The 17,783-nt window shown below is 59.3% G+C and carries 15 protein-coding genes; all 15 read right to left on the reverse strand.

What is annotated here, in order from left to right:
- Position 1 precedes the first annotated feature (1 nt).
- A complete protein-coding gene (fba, locus tag P4L78_RS21125) occupies positions 2-1,075 on the reverse strand; it encodes a class II fructose-bisphosphate aldolase (protein ID WP_309330504.1) in 1,074 nt (357 codons plus the stop codon).
- A 110-nt stretch (positions 1,076-1,185) separates the two neighbouring features.
- The gene (locus tag P4L78_RS21130; protein ID WP_283147567.1) at positions 1,186-2,181 is read right to left on the reverse strand and encodes a class 1 fructose-bisphosphatase; all 996 of its coding nucleotides are present in this window, start codon (positions 2,179-2,181) and stop codon (positions 1,186-1,188) included.
- A 136-nt stretch (positions 2,182-2,317) separates the two neighbouring features.
- The gene (gene tpiA, locus P4L78_RS21135; protein WP_309330506.1) at positions 2,318-3,190 is read right to left on the reverse strand and encodes a triose-phosphate isomerase; all 873 of its coding nucleotides are present in this window, start codon (positions 3,188-3,190) and stop codon (positions 2,318-2,320) included.
- A gap of 21 nt (positions 3,191-3,211) precedes the next feature.
- Positions 3,212-4,744, reverse strand: a complete 1,533-nt coding sequence (gene glpD, locus P4L78_RS21140; protein WP_309330508.1) for a glycerol-3-phosphate dehydrogenase — start codon at positions 4,742-4,744, stop codon at positions 3,212-3,214.
- Between the two features lie 137 nt (positions 4,745-4,881).
- Entirely contained in the window at positions 4,882-5,148 is a 267-nt protein-coding gene (locus tag P4L78_RS21145) for a hypothetical protein (RefSeq protein WP_309330510.1), read from the reverse strand.
- A 123-nt stretch (positions 5,149-5,271) separates the two neighbouring features.
- A complete protein-coding gene (locus tag P4L78_RS21150) occupies positions 5,272-5,979 on the reverse strand; it encodes an MIP/aquaporin family protein (protein WP_309330512.1) in 708 nt (235 codons plus the stop codon).
- Positions 5,980-6,037: 58 nt separating this feature from the next.
- Complete coding sequence (glpK, locus tag P4L78_RS21155) at positions 6,038-7,534, reverse strand: glycerol kinase GlpK (RefSeq protein WP_309330514.1); 1,497 nt, start codon at positions 7,532-7,534, stop codon at positions 6,038-6,040.
- Positions 7,535-7,984: 450 nt separating this feature from the next.
- On the reverse strand, positions 7,985-8,755 hold the full coding sequence (locus P4L78_RS21160; protein WP_309330516.1) for a DeoR/GlpR family DNA-binding transcription regulator: 771 nt from the start codon (positions 8,753-8,755) through the stop codon (positions 7,985-7,987).
- Positions 8,756-9,059: 304 nt separating this feature from the next.
- Positions 9,060-10,193, reverse strand: coding sequence for a YjbE family putative metal transport protein (locus P4L78_RS21165; protein WP_309330518.1), 1,134 nt, complete (start codon positions 10,191-10,193; stop codon positions 9,060-9,062).
- Between the two features lie 30 nt (positions 10,194-10,223).
- The gene (locus tag P4L78_RS21170; protein WP_309330520.1) at positions 10,224-11,477 is read right to left on the reverse strand and encodes a divalent metal cation transporter; all 1,254 of its coding nucleotides are present in this window, start codon (positions 11,475-11,477) and stop codon (positions 10,224-10,226) included.
- Positions 11,478-11,492: 15 nt separating this feature from the next.
- Positions 11,493-12,368, reverse strand: coding sequence for a protease modulator HflC (locus P4L78_RS21175; protein WP_309330522.1), 876 nt, complete (start codon positions 12,366-12,368; stop codon positions 11,493-11,495).
- Positions 12,365-13,405 carry an FtsH protease activity modulator HflK gene (gene hflK, locus P4L78_RS21180; RefSeq protein WP_283147577.1) on the reverse strand — a complete coding sequence of 347 codons (1,041 nt, stop codon included), beginning with the start codon at positions 13,403-13,405 and terminating at the stop codon, positions 12,365-12,367. The genes P4L78_RS21175 and hflK overlap by 4 nt, the downstream gene beginning before the upstream one ends.
- Before the next feature lie 254 nt (positions 13,406-13,659).
- A complete protein-coding gene (locus P4L78_RS21185; RefSeq protein ID WP_309330524.1) occupies positions 13,660-15,621 on the reverse strand; it encodes a helicase-related protein in 1,962 nt (653 codons plus the stop codon).
- 179 nt (positions 15,622-15,800) lie between these two features.
- Positions 15,801-16,628: a phosphonoacetaldehyde hydrolase gene (phnX, locus tag P4L78_RS21190; RefSeq protein ID WP_309330526.1), complete on the reverse strand. Its 828-nt coding sequence runs from the start codon at positions 16,626-16,628 to the stop codon at positions 15,801-15,803.
- A 12-nt stretch (positions 16,629-16,640) separates the two neighbouring features.
- On the reverse strand, positions 16,641-17,747 hold the full coding sequence (psrA, locus tag P4L78_RS21195) for an iron-containing alcohol dehydrogenase PsrA (protein ID WP_309330528.1): 1,107 nt from the start codon (positions 17,745-17,747) through the stop codon (positions 16,641-16,643).
- Positions 17,748-17,783: the final 36 nt, after the last annotated feature.

Below are 17,783 nucleotides of genomic sequence, written 5' to 3' on the forward strand. Positions count from 1 at the left end.
ATTAACCGGCGGGCGTCACCATGGCGCGCAACTGCCCGCTGGTATAGCGCTGCGCCATCTTGTCCAGCGTCAGCGCTTTGATCTTGCTGGCCTGGCCCGCAGCGCCGAAGGCCTCGTAGCGCGCGATGCAGATCGTGCGCATGGCATCGACCGATTGTTGCAGATATTTGCGCGGGTCGAACTCGGATGGCGCTTGACCGAAAGCGCGGCGAATGGCACCGGTTGCCGCCAGCCGCAAATCGGTATCGATATTCACTTTGCGTACCCCGTAGCGAATGCCCTCGACGATTTCATCCACCGGCACGCCGTAGGTTTCGGGGATTTCGCCGCCAAACTGGTTGATCACCTTGACCCAATCTTGCGGTACCGAAGAACTGCCGTGCATCACCAGATGGGTATTGGGCAGGCGGGCATGCAACTGGCGGATACGTTCGATGGCCAGGGTTTCGCCGGTCGGCGGCTGGTTGAACTTGTAGGCACCGTGACTGGTGCCGATGGCGATGGCTAACGCATCGACCTGAGTGGCACGTACAAAGGCGGCGGCTTCTTCCGGGTCGGTCAGCATTTGCGCGTGATCCAGTTTTCCGGCTGCGCCAACGCCGTCTTCTTCGCCTGCCAGTCCGGTTTCCAGGCTGCCCAGCACGCCCAGTTCACCCTCTACCGAAACGCCGCACGCATGCGCAAACGCGACCACGGTGCGAGTGGTGGCGACGTTGTAATCAAAGTCTCCTGGCGTGCGGCCATCTTCATGCAACGAACCGTCCATCATCACCGAGGAAAACCCCAGCTGGATCGCCCGCTGGCAAATAGCCGGGCTGGTGCCGTGATCCTGGTGCATCACAATCGGTAGATGGGGAAATTCTTCCAGCGCTGCCAGCATCAAATGGCGCAAAAACGGCGCTCCGGCGTAAGCACGCGCCCCGGCCGAAGCCTGCACGATCACTGGGCTGTCGGTGCGGTCGGCCGCTTCCATGATCGCGCGCATCTGCTCCATATTATTAACGTTGAACGCGGGCACGCCGTACTGCTCTTCGGCGGCGTGATCCAGTACCTGGCGCAGTGAAACAAGGGACATATTGCTCTCCGGGTATCGTCAGTGCGGTAGCAACCGGCGCTGCCGACAGGGATTCAAATAGCGGTGTTGAACGCCAGGCGATCCTGGTCGTACTGAAAGAGCGCCAACGTTTACGGTTGCCGGTGGTAATCCACCAGTCGTTCGACCTCATTGCGTGAGCCCAGCATGACGGCTACGCGCTGGTGCAAGGCGTCGGGCTGGATATCCAGAATGCGTTCGCGCCCGTTGGAACTGGCACCGCCAGCCTGTTCAACAATCATTGACATCGGATTGGCCTCGTACAGCAGGCGCAACTTGCCGGGGCGGTCTGGTTCCCGGCTGTCTTTGGGATACAAAAACACGCCGCCACGGATGAGGATGCGATGTACTTCGGCCACCATTGAGGCCACCCAGCGCATGTTGAACGCCTCGCCGCGCGGGCCATTCGTGCCAGCTAGACATTCGTCGATATAACGCGTGACCGGCGCTTCCCACAGCCGGGCGTTAGAGGCGTTGATGGCAAATTCGCGCGTGTCTGGCGGAATGCGCAGATCGGGATGAGTCAGGATGAACTCGCCGGTTTCCTGATCCAGCGTAAAGCCGTTCACCCCATGGCCGGTGGTTAACACCAGCATGGTCGCCGGGCCGTAAATGGCATAACCGGCGGCAACCTGCGCGCTACCGGGTTGCAGAAAATCCGACTCCGCCGGTGGCGTATCTGAATCCGGGCCTGCCAGGATAGAAAAAATACTGCCCACCGAAACGTTCACGTCCAGATTGGATGAGCCATCCAGTGGATCAAACACCAGCAGGTACTTGCCCTGGCGATACTGGTTGGGAATGCGGTAAATGGTGGGCATTTCTTCCGACGCCATTGCCGCGACCTGACCACCCCATTCGGTCCAGCGGATCATCAACTCGTTGGAGATGATGTCGAGCTTTTTCTGGATTTCGCCCTGGATATTGTCTGTGGCGCTGTTGCCCAATGAGTCGGACAGCGGCCCACGCGCCACCGCCGCGCTGATGACTTTGCAGGCAGTTGCCACCTGGCTGAGCAGAATGCCCAGATCGGTATTGGTCGTCTCGGCAAACTGGCTGGTGTTGAATTCTGAAAAACTGATGCCCATAAGTGCTTTCCTTGCCGCCGGGCCTGCTCCCTGGATAAGAGGCGGTACGGCGGCCTGTGTCTGGCTGAAAATTCTGGCCGGGCCAGCCGCCATGACAGCGGCATGCCCACTAAAATATAGTGCGTTGGGCCGCTCTTTAGCGGCTTTGCCCCGGATATTGCAGCGCTCCTGCCACTACTGCGGGATGAATGGCGGTGTCAGCGGCCTGCGCAGCGGCGTAGATGCGCAAAAATGCGCCGGTATCCAGTGAAGCGCCGCCGACCAATCCGCCGTCGATGTCTGGCATGGCAAACAGCGCCGCGGCATTGTCGGCGTTCACACTGCCACCATAGAGCAGCGTGATGGCTGCGGCCGCCGCCACGCCGTGCGCGGCAATCTGTTCCCGGATAAAGCGATGCGCGGCCTGGGCTTCCTCCGGCGTGGCCGCGATGCCGGTCCCGATCGCCCACACCGGTTCATAAGCAATGATCGCGCCTTGCCACGCGCCGCTCTCAAGCAGTGTGCCCAACTGATATTGCAGCACCGCTTCAGTCTGACCGGTTTGCCGCTGCACCCAGTTCTCGCCAATACAGACAATCGGCGTGATGCCCGCTTGTACGCAGGCTTTGGCTTTGGCCGCGATCAAAACATCGTTTTCATGATGATGCAGGCGCCGTTCCGAGTGCCCGACGATGGCATAGTGACAGCCCAGATCAGCCAGCATGTGTGCCGACCATTCGCCGGTGCGTGCGCCATCAGCCAGCTCGGCTACGTTCTGGCTGCAATACTGCAAATGACTTCCGTGCGCCAGCTGGGCAACTTCGCCCAGATACGGTGCGGGCGGGCACAACACGAGATCAACGTCGGCTGTGGCGATCTCGGCCAGCAGGGGCACAGCCTGGCGGCACAGCGCCAGATTGCCGTACATCTTCCAGTTGCCGACTACCCTTTTGCGGCGCCGTGACGTGGGGTTGGATAACCGCCCGGCCAGCGTCGGCTGAATATGTGGAGTACGGGAAAACAGGCTCATTGCAGGTTCCATTTTCCAGACTCAGGCGACGCGGCTGCGCCGGTGGGCGTTCAGGTCTTTACGTGCCAGATAATCGGCCAGCCAGTTTTCCAGCAATGGCACGTTGGCCGGGTCTATGTGCAGTTGCAGTTTGCTACGGCGCCACAGGACGTCGTCGGCCCGCTGCGCCCATTCCACTTCAACCAGATATCGGGCTTCCGCCTCATATAAACCTGGCACAATTTGCGCGCCCAGATCAGACAAACAGCGTGCTTTACCCAGCAGGGTCTTGATTCGCGTGCCGTAAGCGCGGGCGTAGCGCAACAGCAGCGCTTCGGGCAGCCAGTCGTAACGTTGCTGCAGGTCGGCAAAAAAACGATTGAAATCGGCATCGGCGATATCGCCACCCGGTAGTGGCGCGGTGGCCGTCCATGTCGGGCGGGTGCTACCCAATAGCGGTGCGAGCTGGTCGACGGCTTGCTCTGCCAGTTTGCGGTAGGTGGTGATCTTGCCGCCAAACACCGACAGCAGCGGCGGCCCGTCGGTGTTCAGTTCCAGTGAATAATCGCGGGTTACTTTGGCTGCGCTGGACGATTCATCATCCAGCAGTGGCCGCACGCCAGACATGGTGGCGACCACATCGGTCGGGCTGATCTGCTGCGCAAAATAACGATTACTCATCTGGCACAAGTAATCGATCTCATCCGGATCAATCTGCACTGCTGCGGGGTCGCCGTGGTATTCGATATCGGTCGTACCAATCAGCGTAAATTCGCCTTCGAACGGAATCGCAAAAATGATGCGCTTGTCCGGATTCTGGAAGATATACGCAAACGGGTGATCGAACAGTTTGCGCACGATGATGTGACTACCTTTCACCAGCCGCACCGAGTGGCTGGATGGCGTGTCGATCACATCGCGCAGCAGCCGGTCCACCCACGGCCCGGCTGCGTTGACCACGGCGCGGGCAAACACAGTTTGCTCGCGGCCATCGGCATGATGCAGCTCAATGCGCCAGGACTTGGCCTCACGCCGTGCGCCAGTCACCGCCGTGCGAGTCATGATGGTGGCACCATGTTCGTGGGCGTCCATGGCGTTCAGCACCACCAGCCGGGCGTCTTGCACCCAGCCATCCGAATAGGCAAACCCGCGTTTGAAGCCCGGCTTGAGTGGCACGCCTGATGGATGTTTGGCAAAGGAGATTGTCTGCGCGCCGGGTAGCAATTCGCGTTTGGCCAGGTAGTCATACAAAAACAAGCCGGTGCGGATCATCCATTCCGGGCGTTGGTCTGCCGCGTGTGGCATGACAAAACGCAATGGCCAGATTATGTGTGGTGCAGCGCGCAGCAGCACCTCGCGCTCCTGCAGCGCTTTGCGGACCAAGCCAAATTCGTAATGTTCCAGATAGCGCAAACCACCGTGGATCAATTTGGTACTGGCAGAGGAGGTGTGCGAAGCCAGATCATCTTTCTCACACAACAGCACCGATAACCCGCGCCCAGCCGCATCTCGCGCAATTCCGGCGCCATTGATGCCACCGCCAATCACCAGCAAGTCATACATCAGCTTGTCCAACGTGTTTCACCTTTGTACTTTGACCAGAAAATCAGCCAACCGATCCGGCTTTCAACTACAAAACCATGTTCGATTCGGTGTTCTGTATTTGTTCGTATGAAACAAATTCTAGACATTTTAAGATAATAAAACAACATTTAATGTTCTAAAAATGTTGTTTTATTGTGGTATTTTGATTTATCTGCCAAAAAATGAACATAAAACGAAAGCAGGGCGCACGAGGGTTTTGCGGGGATCAGTGCTTGCGGAACGAGGGGAGTTAGTGGCCGGGGGATGATCGCCAATTGTGGGCGAATGGCATTGCGACCATTGGGCCGGGCGAGGTTTTGTCGCCCGGATGGAGCGTCAGCGTGAATCCGGGGAGCGGTATCCGCAATTTCAGACACCGTGGTCCATTGAGGCATTGCCACCCTGGATTCCCACTGCGTTCCATCCGGGTTAGGTTATTGATGAAACAGGAACGGATGGCGGCCAAGCGGGTTGAGCCTGCTTTGCCGCCACCCATTCCTGTAGGGATCAATCAACTTTTACGTCTGGCTCAAAAACAAGCCTGCGGCCAACGCGCCACCAATTAACGAGCCCACCACTGGTACCCAGGAATATGACCAGTCGCTATCGCGTTTACCGGGAATCGGCAGCAGCGCGTGCATGATACGAGGGCCAAGATCGCGCGCCGGGCTCATCGCGTAGCCGGTGGTGCCACCCAGCGATACGCCAATCCCCAGCACCAGCAAACCGACCGGCAGTGCATCCATGGCGCCGAGTGAAACCTTGGGCGACACCATATGCAGCACGGCAAACACCAGCACAAAGGTGGCGATGATTTCGGAGGCCAGATTGCCGGGCAAGCTACGGATGGCCGGGCCGGTGCAGAACACCGCCAGTTTGGTATCGGCACAATCGGTGTGTTCAAAATGCTTGCGATACATGAACCAGACCAGAAAAGCGCCGGTCATGCCGCCGAGCATTTGTGCCGCCACGTAGCCCGGCACTTGCGCCCAGGCAAACTTGCCCGCGACCGCCAGAGCCAGCGTGACCGCCGGGTTCAGGTGCGCGCCGCTGAACGAGGCCACACAAAATACGGCAACAAACACCGCCATGGCCCAGCCGAAGGCAATCACGATCAGGCCGCCGTTTTGACCCTTGGTTTTGTTCAGAATGACGTTGGCAACCACGCCGTTGCCCAGCAAGACGAGCAAGGTGGTGCCGATAAATTCAGCAAAGAGGGGATTCATATCCAGAGTTCCGCAATGATGGGAAAGGGGCAATGCCGCTCAGGTGATCAGGGCTTGATCAGGATGCCGACCACGCAATGGTGGCTTTGATGGCGCGCTGCCAACCGGCAACGCGGCGATCGACCTCGGCTTGCGGCAATTGCTGGGTAAAGCGCTGATCCAGTTGCCACTGACCCTGCACGTCTTCCACATCATTCCAGTAACCCACCGCCAGACCAGCCAGGTACGCCGCACCGAGCGCGGTAGTTTCGGTGATCTTCGGCCGCACCACATTGATACCAAGGATGTCCGACTGAAATTGCATCAGCAGATCATTCACCGTGGCACCGCCGTCAACGCGCAGTTCGGGCATGGTGATACCGGCGTCAGCTTCCATGGCCTTGAGCACGTCCATGGTCTGGTAGGCGATGCTTTCCAGCGCGGCGCGAGCGACATGGCCGCCGGTAGTACCCAGCGTGGCGCCAAACATCGAACCGCGTGCGTCTTGATTCCAGTGCGGCGCACCCAGACCGGCAAACGCGGGCACCAGATACAGACCATCGCTATCTGGCACGCTGCGCGCCAGGCTATCGACCTCAGACGAAGTGCGGATAATGCCCAAGCCATCGCGCAGCCATTTCACCACCGCGCCGCCACTGAAAATGCTGCCTTCCAGCGCGTATTGCACTTCGCCCTTCACTTGCCATGCCACGGTGCTCAACAGGTTGTTGCGCGAGGTAATCGGCTTGTTGCCGGTGTTCATCATCAAGAAGCAACCGGTACCGTAGGTGTTTTTGACCATGCCTGGCCGCGTGCATTGCTGGCCGAACAACGCGGATTGCTGATCGCCCGCGATCCCGGCAATCGGAATCGCGCCACCAAACAGGTTGTCGGCGGTGTGGCCGTAGACCTCGCTGGAAGAACGCACTTGCGGCAGCATGCTGTGCGGAATATCCAGCAGCTTGAGCAGTTCGTCATCCCACTGCAGTGTGTTGATATTGAACAGCATGGTGCGCGAGGCGTTGGACACATCGGTTACGTGCTCGCGGCCATGGGTGAAGTTCCACACCAGCCAGGAGTCGACGGTACCAAAGGCCAGTTTGCCTTGCTCGGCACGGCTGCGGGCGCCGGGAACGTTATCGAGTATCCATTTGATTTTGGAACCGGAGAAATACGCGTCAATTGGCAGCCCGGTTTTCTCGCGGATCATTTGCTCTAGCACATCGCGCTTGAGCGAATCGCAGTAGCTGGCGGTGCGGCGGTCCTGCCAGACAATCGCGTTGTACACCGGGTGGCCGGTTTCGCGATCCCAGACAATGGTGGTTTCACGCTGGTTGGTAATACCGATGGCGGCAATCTGGCTGCTTTCCAGGCCAACGGACGCCACGGCTTCAGCCGCTACGCCAGCCTGCGTGCCCCAGATTTCCAGCGGGTCGTGTTCAACCCAGCCCGCCTGCGGGTAGTGCTGGTGGAATTCCTTCTGCGCCAGCGATACGATATTGCCCGCGCGATCAAACACGATGGCGCGTGAGCTGGTAGTGCCTTGATCCAGCGCGAGGATAAATTGCTTTTGCATCTCTTCAACTCTCCAATTGACGGGTTGCGAGCCGATCACTGTGCCGCGACCGTGCCGCAGGGGCAATATCCCGCGACGTTCAGATCGCACCAGGTGGTGCGACGCGGGATTGTTCGTTTATTTTCGATTTGTGCGGTTATTGCGAAAAATGCAACACAAACAGAACATTATTCGAATATTTTGGAAAACGAAAGGTGCTATCAACCCGCCAGGAAAAATTCAAAAGCTCGGCATGGGTCAGCTTGGATGGCAAAAATGTAGTGTCATTACGAGTGACTACATTGATGCATAAAGGTTTTGTCAGAATGCTGCAGCGAAACAAAAAGACCGGTTTATGTCGGAAAAAGGCGCACCAGGTTGTTGCGTAATCCCGACAGGCGGTCTGTTTTGATGCAACTTGAATGCCTCAGTCTGCGGCGTGGATTGGTGCGGGTGGTTTCAGCCTGCAGGTCAGTGGCTTTGGTCGGCGATGTAAAGCTCAGTGCCGGTTTCGGCGAGGACGCTGGTCATCTCATCTGGCAGCGGCGCATCGGTGAACAAGGCGGTGACCTGCGACAAATGCCCCAATTGCACCATGGCTGGCCGTCCAAATTTGGAGTGATCGGCCACCAGAAACACATTGCGCGAATGCTCGATAATCGCCTCGGATGTGCGTACCTCGCGCAGATCAAAATCACGCAGCGTGCCGTCACTCTCAATGCTGGATATGCCCAGAATCGCGTAATCCACCCGGAACTTGCGAATGAACTCGATGGTGGCTTCGCCGATAATGCCGCGATCGCGCGGGCGCATGACGCCGCCGGCGACGATGACCTCGCAATCGGCGTAGCTGCACATCATGGCCGCCACATTCAGGTTGTTGGTAATCACCCGCAAACCCACGTGATGACTCAGCGCCTTGGCGACTTCTTCGGTGGTGGTGCCAAGGTTGATAAACATCGAGGCATGATTGGGAATGTGCTGAGCCACCAGCCGGGCAATACGTTGTTTCTCGCTGCTGAACATCACCTGGCGGGTATTGTAGGCCACGTTCTCGACACTTGAATGAGCACTGGCCCCACCGTGCACGCGTTGCAGCAAACGCGCATCAGCCAACTGGTTGATATCGCGCCGGATGGTCTGGTGCGTCACGCTGAAATGCGATGCCAGCTTCTCCACACTGACATGACCGTCACGCTGGACCCAGTCCAGAAGTTCTTGCTGCCGCTGATTCAGGATCATTCCAATGCCTTGTTGCCCGAGGGGGAGGGTTTGCTGCGTTTGCGGCAAACCGGGAGATATTACACCGACTGCGGGGGCCGCGATGAGGGTGTCTTGAGCGGGAAGGTGGCGTTTACATGCCAGGCAACAGTTACGGGATAAAGCGAGGGCCTGCCAATCACGCCGTTATTCTCGACTTCGGTAGTCCCTTGGCGGAAATCCAATGCAGTGGTAACTACCCACGGCGGCAGCAATAGCAGCGACCGGACAGCCCCCATTTTCTCCTTGGCGCTATTACCAAGAGAGAGAAAGGGCGCGCAGCCGCCTAACCAAGTCTGGCTAACGCTGCCAGTGCCCCCGTAACCACGGGATGCCCCGACGGTGGCGGCATGGTGCCGACGATAAACAGGTGATAGAACAACCAGCCCAGACAGATCACACCAATAATGCCCGCCAGCACAAACAGCACTTTCAGGCCTATGGACCAAAGCGGCGATACATTGACCGGATCGTCCGGGCGAATAAGCGCGGGGCGGTCGAGTAGTTCGGGTTCGGTGGTGGGTTGCGTGGTTGCAAGCTCTCGTGCCGACCTTGCCAGGTCTTCAGCAAGCGGGGTTTGTGTGGGCACAGCAGCGGCCACGGCTACGACTGCCTTGGGGGAGATGGCAGGGGCTGACACAGGCGCGGCGGCAATAAGTGCAGGTCCCGTGGGCAGGATATTTGCAGTAACGGGTTCCCGGTTACGAAGCGGCGCCGGGCGCACGAGTACCCGGCTTTGCTGGCGAATGATGCGGCTTTCCAGCAAAACAAATATCACGCATATCGCCGGTACGACCAACTTCAATGCGGGTGCCTGGCTGTTTACCCAATCAGCTACCAATGGGTCGGATACCGCAATGCGCCCGGCGATCCAGCCCAGCAACATACTGCCGCCGGGCACCAGCCACGGGTTTTCGTCCAGCCAGCGGCCAATGAACAAACTGCCGTACATCAGTAGCGGCACGCTACCCAGTAAGCCCAATACCAGCAGCCAAACGCTGCCTTGCGCCACGGCCCCGAGCGCCACCACGTTGTCCAGGCTGAGCACCAGATCGGCCACCACTACGGTGACTACGGCGCTGGCCAGTGAGGTCTGGGTGCTGCTGGCGTCCTCGCCGCCCTTGTCTGCGGCGTTGTCATCGCTATCCAGAAGTAGCTTGATTGCGATCACCAGCAACAGTACCGCGCCTACCAGCTTTAACAGCGGAATCATCAGCACGTAGCCGACCACGGTGGTCAGCAAAGTGCGCAGGATTACCGCCACCCCGGTGCCAATTAACACGGCGCGGGCGCGTAAAGGTGCGGCCACGTTGCGGCAGGCCAGCGCAATGACCAGGGCGTTGTCACCGCTGAGGATCAGATCAAGAAAGAACACCTGGATGCTCAGCCCGAGCGCCATCAACACGCTGTCAGTCCCCATGCGGGCTCCCTTTGCAAAGCAAACTTAAAGTCATGGCGATCCCCATGCACCGGCAAGGCCTGCATACAAACCAAACAACGCCGTAACGCCAAAAAGGATAGCAATCACCACGGCATAGGTTCCCTTCAGCTGGTAGCGTTGCGGCAACTCTTTGCGGGCCAGCCAGTACAGCAAACCCAGCACTACCGGCAACAAAATGGCGTTGATCACGCCGGTGGCAATCGATAGCTTGATCAAATTGACACCCGAAGCCACCAGTACCCCGCCCGCTAGCAACATGAAGCCAAACGCGCCGTAAAACCACGGTGCTTCACGCGGATGTTGGGCCAGGGTGTGGCGCATGCCAAAGACTTCGCCCAGCGCCCATGCTGCACTCAGGCACACCACAATGGTGGCAACCAGCGCGCCGCCGCTCAGCGCCATGGCAAACAGAATGCGGCCGGTGTCTGGCCCCAACACACGGGTAAAGGCTTGGGCAATTTGCGGGACGCTATCCAGCGGCACACCGGCGCCTTCGTGACCAAACGCGGCGGCAGTGGCGATCAGCACGGCGGCGGTGATCACCTGACACAGGATGGCGCCCAGAAAAGTGTCGATCCGCGCCAGCTTCAGGTGTGACAGCCCCAGCCCTTTATCGATGAGGGCAGATTGCTGGTAGAACACGGTCCACGGCATCACGCTGGTGCCCAGATTGGCGGCGACCAGATACAGGTAACCCGGGTTGTGTAGCGGTATATGCAATACCTGACGGCCCATTTGCGCCCAATCGGGCTGGGCTTTCCAGGCCACTAGCAAAAACGCCAGTTCAAAGATGCCCAGAAAAATGGCGATGCGTTCAACCGAGTGATAGGAGCCCGTACAGACCATGGCAAAGATCAGCAGCCCGATCACCGTCACGGTTTGCCACGGTTGCAGCCCGAACAATTGCCCCACGCCCGCCAGCCCGCTCATCTGGGTGATCAAGGCACCAAAGCAACTGATCACCAGAGTGGTCATCGCCAGCACGGCGATGGCCCGGCCAAAGCGCTGCAAAATCAGCTCGCCGTAACCTTTGCCGGTGCCCAAGGCCAGGCGCACGGTGAGTTCCTGCACCATGAACAACAGCGGGATCAGCAAGGCTTGCAGCAGCAACAGGCGATAACCCCACTGCGCACCACTTTGCGCGGCGGTAATCATGCTGCCGGCATCGGTGTCGGCCAGCATCACCACCAGACCGGGGCCGATCACCGTGGCCAAGCGCTTGAGTCGTACCAGCGTGGCGGGAGGAATTGCGTTATCCATCATCGAAAGCCGCAGCCGTTACGGCTTGGCATCAGGCCCGGCTTTCAGATAGCGCATCATGGCCGAGTCTGGCGACAGCACCAGCGTTGGACTGGAATCGGCCAGTGATTGCTTGTAGGTCTGCAAGGCGCGGTAGAACTTGTAGAATTTGGGGTCTTTGCTGAAGGCCAGGCCAAGAATACGGTTGGCCTCGGCATCGGCCTGACCGTGGGTAATCACGCTCTGGCGTTGCGCCTCAGACAGAATCACCGTGCGTTCGGCATCGGCGTGGGCCTGAATCTGCTGGCCCCATTCCGCGCCCTGTGCACGCAACTGTTTGGCCTCTTGCTGGCGCTCGGACTTCATGCGGTCGTAAATGGCCTGACTGGTTTCCAGTGGCAAATCGGCCCGATGCAGCCGCACTTCGGTGACTTCCAGCCCCAGCGGCCGTGAGCGTTCGGCCACTTCTTGCTGGACCTGCATCACGATCTCGTCGCGCTGGATGGATAGCAGCGTTTTGAGCGGCACCTTGCCCAAAGCCCGCCGCAAAGACGAACTGACCATCTGCGCCAGCTGGGCATTGGCTTGGTCCGGGGTACGTAAAGCGCGGTAAAACACCAGCGGATTCACAATGCGATAACGCGTGTAGGTTTCGACTTCCAGCCGCTTTTCATCGCCCAGAATGATCTGCTCCGGCGGCGGCGCCAGCGTTTGGGCGCGGGTGTCATAGAACATGACAGTATCGATCAGCGGCATCTTGAATTTCAGGCTTGGATGCTCATCCACTGTGAGCGGCGCGCCCAGGCGGATGACCAGCGCTTTCTGGCCCTCATTCAAGGTGTACAAACTGGATGACAACAGCCAAATCAGGGCGATGCCGCCGACAATCAGCAAGGGACGCAAACGGCGGTTCATGGGTGTGCCTCCTTGCCGGTCGCCGCTTTGGGCTTATCCTGCAACTGCAGCCACGGCATTACGCCATTGCCGCTTTTGCCGGTAGCATCCACCACCACTTTGCTGGCCTTCTTGAGCATTTCATCCATGCTTTCCAGGTACAAACGCCAGGCAGTGACATCTTTGGCTTGAATGTAACTCTGGTACACCGAGTCAAAGCGTTGCGCCTCGCCTTGCGCCAGATTCACCACCTGCGCTTTGTAGCCTTCGGCTTCCTGTTCAATGCGAGCGGCGTCGCCATGGGCACGGGGAATGATGTCGTTGGCGTAGGCTTGGGCCTCGTTGCGGGCGCGTTCCTGATCGGCGCGGGCGCGCTGCACATCGTTGAAAGCGTCAATGACGGCGGCGGGTGGGTCAACCCGTTCCAGCTGTACCTGAGTCACCAGAATCCCGGCCTTTTCCTGGTCCAGCAAAGTTTGCAACACCGTGAGCGTTTCTTCGGCGATCTGCTGGCGACGGTTGGACATGGCGGCCTGGATTGGCGTGCGGGAGATCACCTCACGCAGCGCGCTTTCAGCAGTGACGCGCAAGGCGGCTTCCGGCATGTTCACGCTGAACAGAAACTGCCCGGCATCTTTGATGCGCCAGAACACCGTGCAATCGGCCTCAACGATGTTCTCGTCGCCGGTCAGCATTTGTTTCTCTCGCGGATCAACCACCGAGGCCTGCGGGCCGTCAACCTGGTTGCCTAGATGAATCTGGTTAATCTGCGTGACCTCGGGCAGCATCACCGTTTCAATGGGCCACGGCAGGTGGTAGTGCAGGCCGGAATCCGTGGTTTGCACCCAGCGCCCAAACTGCAGTACCACGCCTTGCTCGCTGGGTTGCACTTTGTAGATGCCACTGGCCAGCCAGCCCAGCAACACCAGCCCCGCAATCAGCGCGAACCCTTTGCCTTGCAGACCGAGCAAACGCAAAAAGTAATCCACATGCTGCCAGCGTGCGGCGAGCCATGGTGTGGCGGCCGCGTCTGTGTCGGGAGGCATTGCGCTGGGCATTATCGGGTTCCGTTGCTGGGGCTGATACTTTGGGTAGCGGCTGAAGTCGCTTGCCGATAGCGGCTGAAGTCGCTTGCCGATAGCGGCGCGAGTCTGACGATTCGCAGCCGATCTCGTTTAACGGGGCGGGATGTGTCTGGTTTACCGCGGACGCGGTATTTGGCGGGTTTATTTGATTTGGGGCAAAGGCAACGAGCGCACGGCGAGTTGCAACATCGACAGACGCACGCACTTTGCACGCGCGTCTGTTGCGTTTATCGCCGCCGATTCGGTCCGCTAGCGCCACGGCGCACCGGCTTGGCGGGTTTTTTGCCATGCCGATGCCGCGTGTTCTGTACTTGCAGCAGCTTGTCGATTTCTTCCGAAGTCGATTGCATCAGCGATTGCGCCATTTCACCGCTGGGGAAGGTGTCTGGCATGCGATAGCCGAGCCAGGCGTAGGCGGAGTACAGCTTGCAGGTGTCTTCCAGATATTGCAGCTCATTGCGTCCGCCCAGGCCTTCCATGCGCAGCAGCGGAGCAGCCTTTTTGTTGGCGCGACAGGCGGCCCAGTCTTTCAGGGCGCGTTCGAGCATGGGGATTTTGGTCGAGATCGGGCACAGGCTGAAGGTGAAGCGCTCCGCCAGCGACAGCGGCAACACATCCAGCCATTTGGCTTTTTCCAACTGATCAGTCAGATTGGCGGGCAGGAAGAATTCGTCGTGGACGTTGATGTGCTTGGTAAACAGTTCCAGCAACGGCTGCAGCTTGGTCTGGCCGCTGGCGGCGGAGATTTGCTGCAGGTAATCCAGATTGGGCGCGACAAAGAAGCCGGTGGCGGGCAGCGGCTCTGGCTTTTGCTTGAGCAGCATGGTGATGGCTTTGTGCGTTTGCGCATCCAGCCCGGCCACAAAACCGGTTTCATGCTCGCCAAACCGCCCGGCGCGACCTGCAATCTGTTTGGCCAGCGAGGCGCTGATCATGCCTTCGGAATAACCATCCCACTTGTTGGCCGTGGTAAAGATCACGCGGCGTGCAGGCGTGTTCAGGCCCATGCCGATGGCATCGGTGCCGACCACAATGGTGGTTTCGCCTTCAATAAAGCGTTCGGCCTGCGCCTGGCGCACCTCGGGCGACAAATTGCCGTAAATGGCCGATACCGCAAAGCCTTGCTCGATGGCCTGATCGCGCCAGTTCAGCACTTCGCGGCGCGAGAATGCAATCAGCACGTCGCCCGGGTGCAGGTTTTTGAGCGAGCCCAGCGGCTGGCGCTCCATTTCCAGCGGAGACTTGCGTTGCAGCTTGCGTACTTCCAGCGTGCCGCCCACACGTTTGACTAGCGATTCAATGGCTTCTTCAGCCTCCAGCGCGCCCAGCAGATACACCGTGCTGGCCGGGACACCACATACCGCGGCAGTCCACGCCGCGCCGCGATCCGGATCATCCAGCAGCTGGATTTCATCAATCACCGCCACATCAATCGCCCGGTTGGGGTTGAGCATTTCCACCGTGCTGGCCACATGCGTGGCGTCCGGGTGCAGTTTGCGTTGCTCGCCGGTAATCAGGCTGACCGCAACCCCGGCGTCAAGCAGGCGGTGGTAGTTTTCCAGAGCCAGCAAACGCAGCGGCGCCAGATAAACACCGGATTTGGCCAGTGCCAGATGTTCCATCGCCTGGTGGGTTTTGCCGGAATTGGTCGGCCCCAGCACCGCAATGAAATGGCGTTTCATCTGCTGCGCCAGCGTGAACGATTCCGGGTACAGCGAAAGATTGATCGCATCATGCGTTTTGGCGGCTTGGCGCGTAGCTACGCCGGTGCCGAGTAACGATTCAATCCGCTCCACCGCCAGTTTGCAGCGCATGCGTGCCAGTTCGTACTTGGCCTGGAACGCGTTATAGGCACTGCTGGGATCCAGTTCGTATTCTTGGGAGATTTTGGCGATTCCCAGTGCGCACTGCAGCAGTTGTTGCTCTAGCTTTTCGCGCGCGGCAGTGTTCCAACGCTCTTGCAGCAGGGCCAGGCGCTCTGCCGTGCCTAGCTTGCGCCACTTGTTGGTCTTGCCCAGAAAGCCTTCATCCGGCACCAGGTGATAAGGCACCACCCGCTTGTTCACCACAATCTCGCCATGCACTGACACCGCGTAACTACCTTCGGTAGTCACCAGAGTGGCCTGGTGCGCCTGCAGGTAATCGTTCAGGGCCGAGGTTTCGGGCGTTTCAAGCAGGGTATCGGTCATAAGTTCGGGCCGGTGCAAAAAAGACATGACCGAATTGTAGGTGCAGTTTGCTGCGTCGCGGGATTTGCATGACATTGCGTCGCAAAATCCGCGTTACCGGGCCTGGAAAAAACCCGAAGCCCAACGGTAAGGCTGGGCTTTGGAATTCTGCAGATGAACTGACCGGACCGACTTGCTACTCAGGGCGTTTCGCCCGCCTTGATTCGTGCATCAATGGCCATGACGATTTCTGGCAAGTCTGCCACCGAATCAATCACGTAATGCGCCCCGGCACCCAGCAGCCGTTCGCTGGCAATGGCTTTACGCCGGGCGATTTGCTCTGGTGTCGCCCCGGCCATTTCGGCGAGCGAATAACCCACCTCGTTGCCCGAAACGGTCACGCCCACGCACCACATGCCCGCGTTACGGCCTTCTTCAATGCCGGGAGTGGTGTCATCAATCTTGATGCATTGGCGCACGTCACTCACCGCCAGTGCCAGGACGTTGGCCAGCGCCATATACGGGCCTGGGCGGCCACCGGCGGGCAGTTCATCCCCGGCCACGGCATAGTCTGGCGAGACTCCCGCCGGAATGGCATTTGCCAGCACCACATTCAGCACTTCGCGTGGATAACCGGAGCATGAGCCAATCTTGATACCTGCGTTGCGCAACCAGGTCAGTACCTCCGGAACGCCGGCAATCGGTGCCGAATAGTCGCCAACCCGGGTCAATTGCAGCGGCATGAAGCGCCGGTACATGGCGTCGATATCGGCGTTGGTCGACGGATTGCCCACCTTGTCTTGCCATTGTTGCTGAATGGCCGGCTCGGCCAGCAGCGCGCTGATGTGCTGCCACTTGGATAAACCCATCGGGCCCCGCGCCTGTTCCAGACTGATCTGGATGCCAAACTGGGCAAAAACTTCGACAAAAATCTGGGTAGGAGCGAGCGAGCCGAAATCGACCAGCGTACCTGCCCAGTCAAAGATGGCCGCCTGCACGGCGGGTTTGTTCTCAAAATGCACGTTCATGATTGATGACCTTCAGTTGGGATGTTTGTCGCCGGGAATGATGAAATTGCGGCCACGCGGGCCTTGCAGTGCCTGGTCGATCCGGCCATCCCAGTCGGCTTCGGCCAGACCATAGTCGGCGGGGTCGGTACTCACGCCCAGGTTTTCCAGAAAATCGCGCAAATGCTGGACGGCATTGCCCGCGCTGGTTGCATCAAAAATCCGCAGCAGCAGGGCGTCCAGTTCGGCATCGGCGCCCACGGCCATTTCCATGATGCGGGGCAAGCTGAAGGAGCACGCAATGCCATGGGCCACGCCTTGCTGCAGGGTGATGTCATAAGACAGCGAGTGCGCCAGCGCTGTGCGCGTATTGGAGAACGCCAGCCCGGCCTGGAGTGCTGCCACCGCCATGCGTTCGCGCAGGGTGACGTCATCCAGGTTAGCCAACAGACGCGGCAAGGTGGCGATGATTTCGCGGGCTGCCGTCACGGCCAGGGTGGCGGATACCGGGTTGCGGTGGATATTCCATAGCGATTCCAGTGCATGCGACAGTGCATCAAGGCCACTGGCCAGCGTACTGGCGCGGGGGAGAGTCACCATCAGGTCGGCATCGATAATGGCGGCTTCGGGCCACGACCACGGCTGGTGCAAGGAGTATTTGCGCGCCGCTTGCTGATCCCAGATGGTGGCCCACGGTGTTACTTCACTGCCGGTGCCTGCGGTGGTCGGAATGGCGATCAGCGTTTTGGCTTGCCCGCGCAATGGCGCGCTGCTATCGGTGCTGGTGAGCAGGGTAAGCAGTTCGTCAAAGGTGCGCGATGGTGTGGGTGCCAGCATGGCCTTGGCGCAATCGATCACGCTGCCGCCGCCCAGCGCAATGATGCAATCGGCATCGGCATAGTGCTGCCACACGCGCTGGTACATCGGCCTGAGCCAGCTCACGTCCGGGTTGGGTTGTACGTCGGACTCGATGGCCAGCAAACGCTCGCCCAGCAAATCGGCCAGCCGCTGGTTAATGCCCAGAGAGGCGGCTTCGGGAAAAGTGATCAGGATTGCGCGGCGGTTGCCGAGCAGCGCGGACAGTCCGTCCAGCGCTCCGCGCCCGGCGTGGATATCGACAGGGTTCTGGTAGTGCCACATGGGGTAAATTCCGTTTTGTTTTTCTGGTGGGCGCCA

The organism is Silvimonas sp. (genome assembly GCF_031291215.1).
Lineage (GTDB): Bacteria > Pseudomonadota > Gammaproteobacteria > Burkholderiales > Chitinibacteraceae > Silvimonas > Silvimonas soli.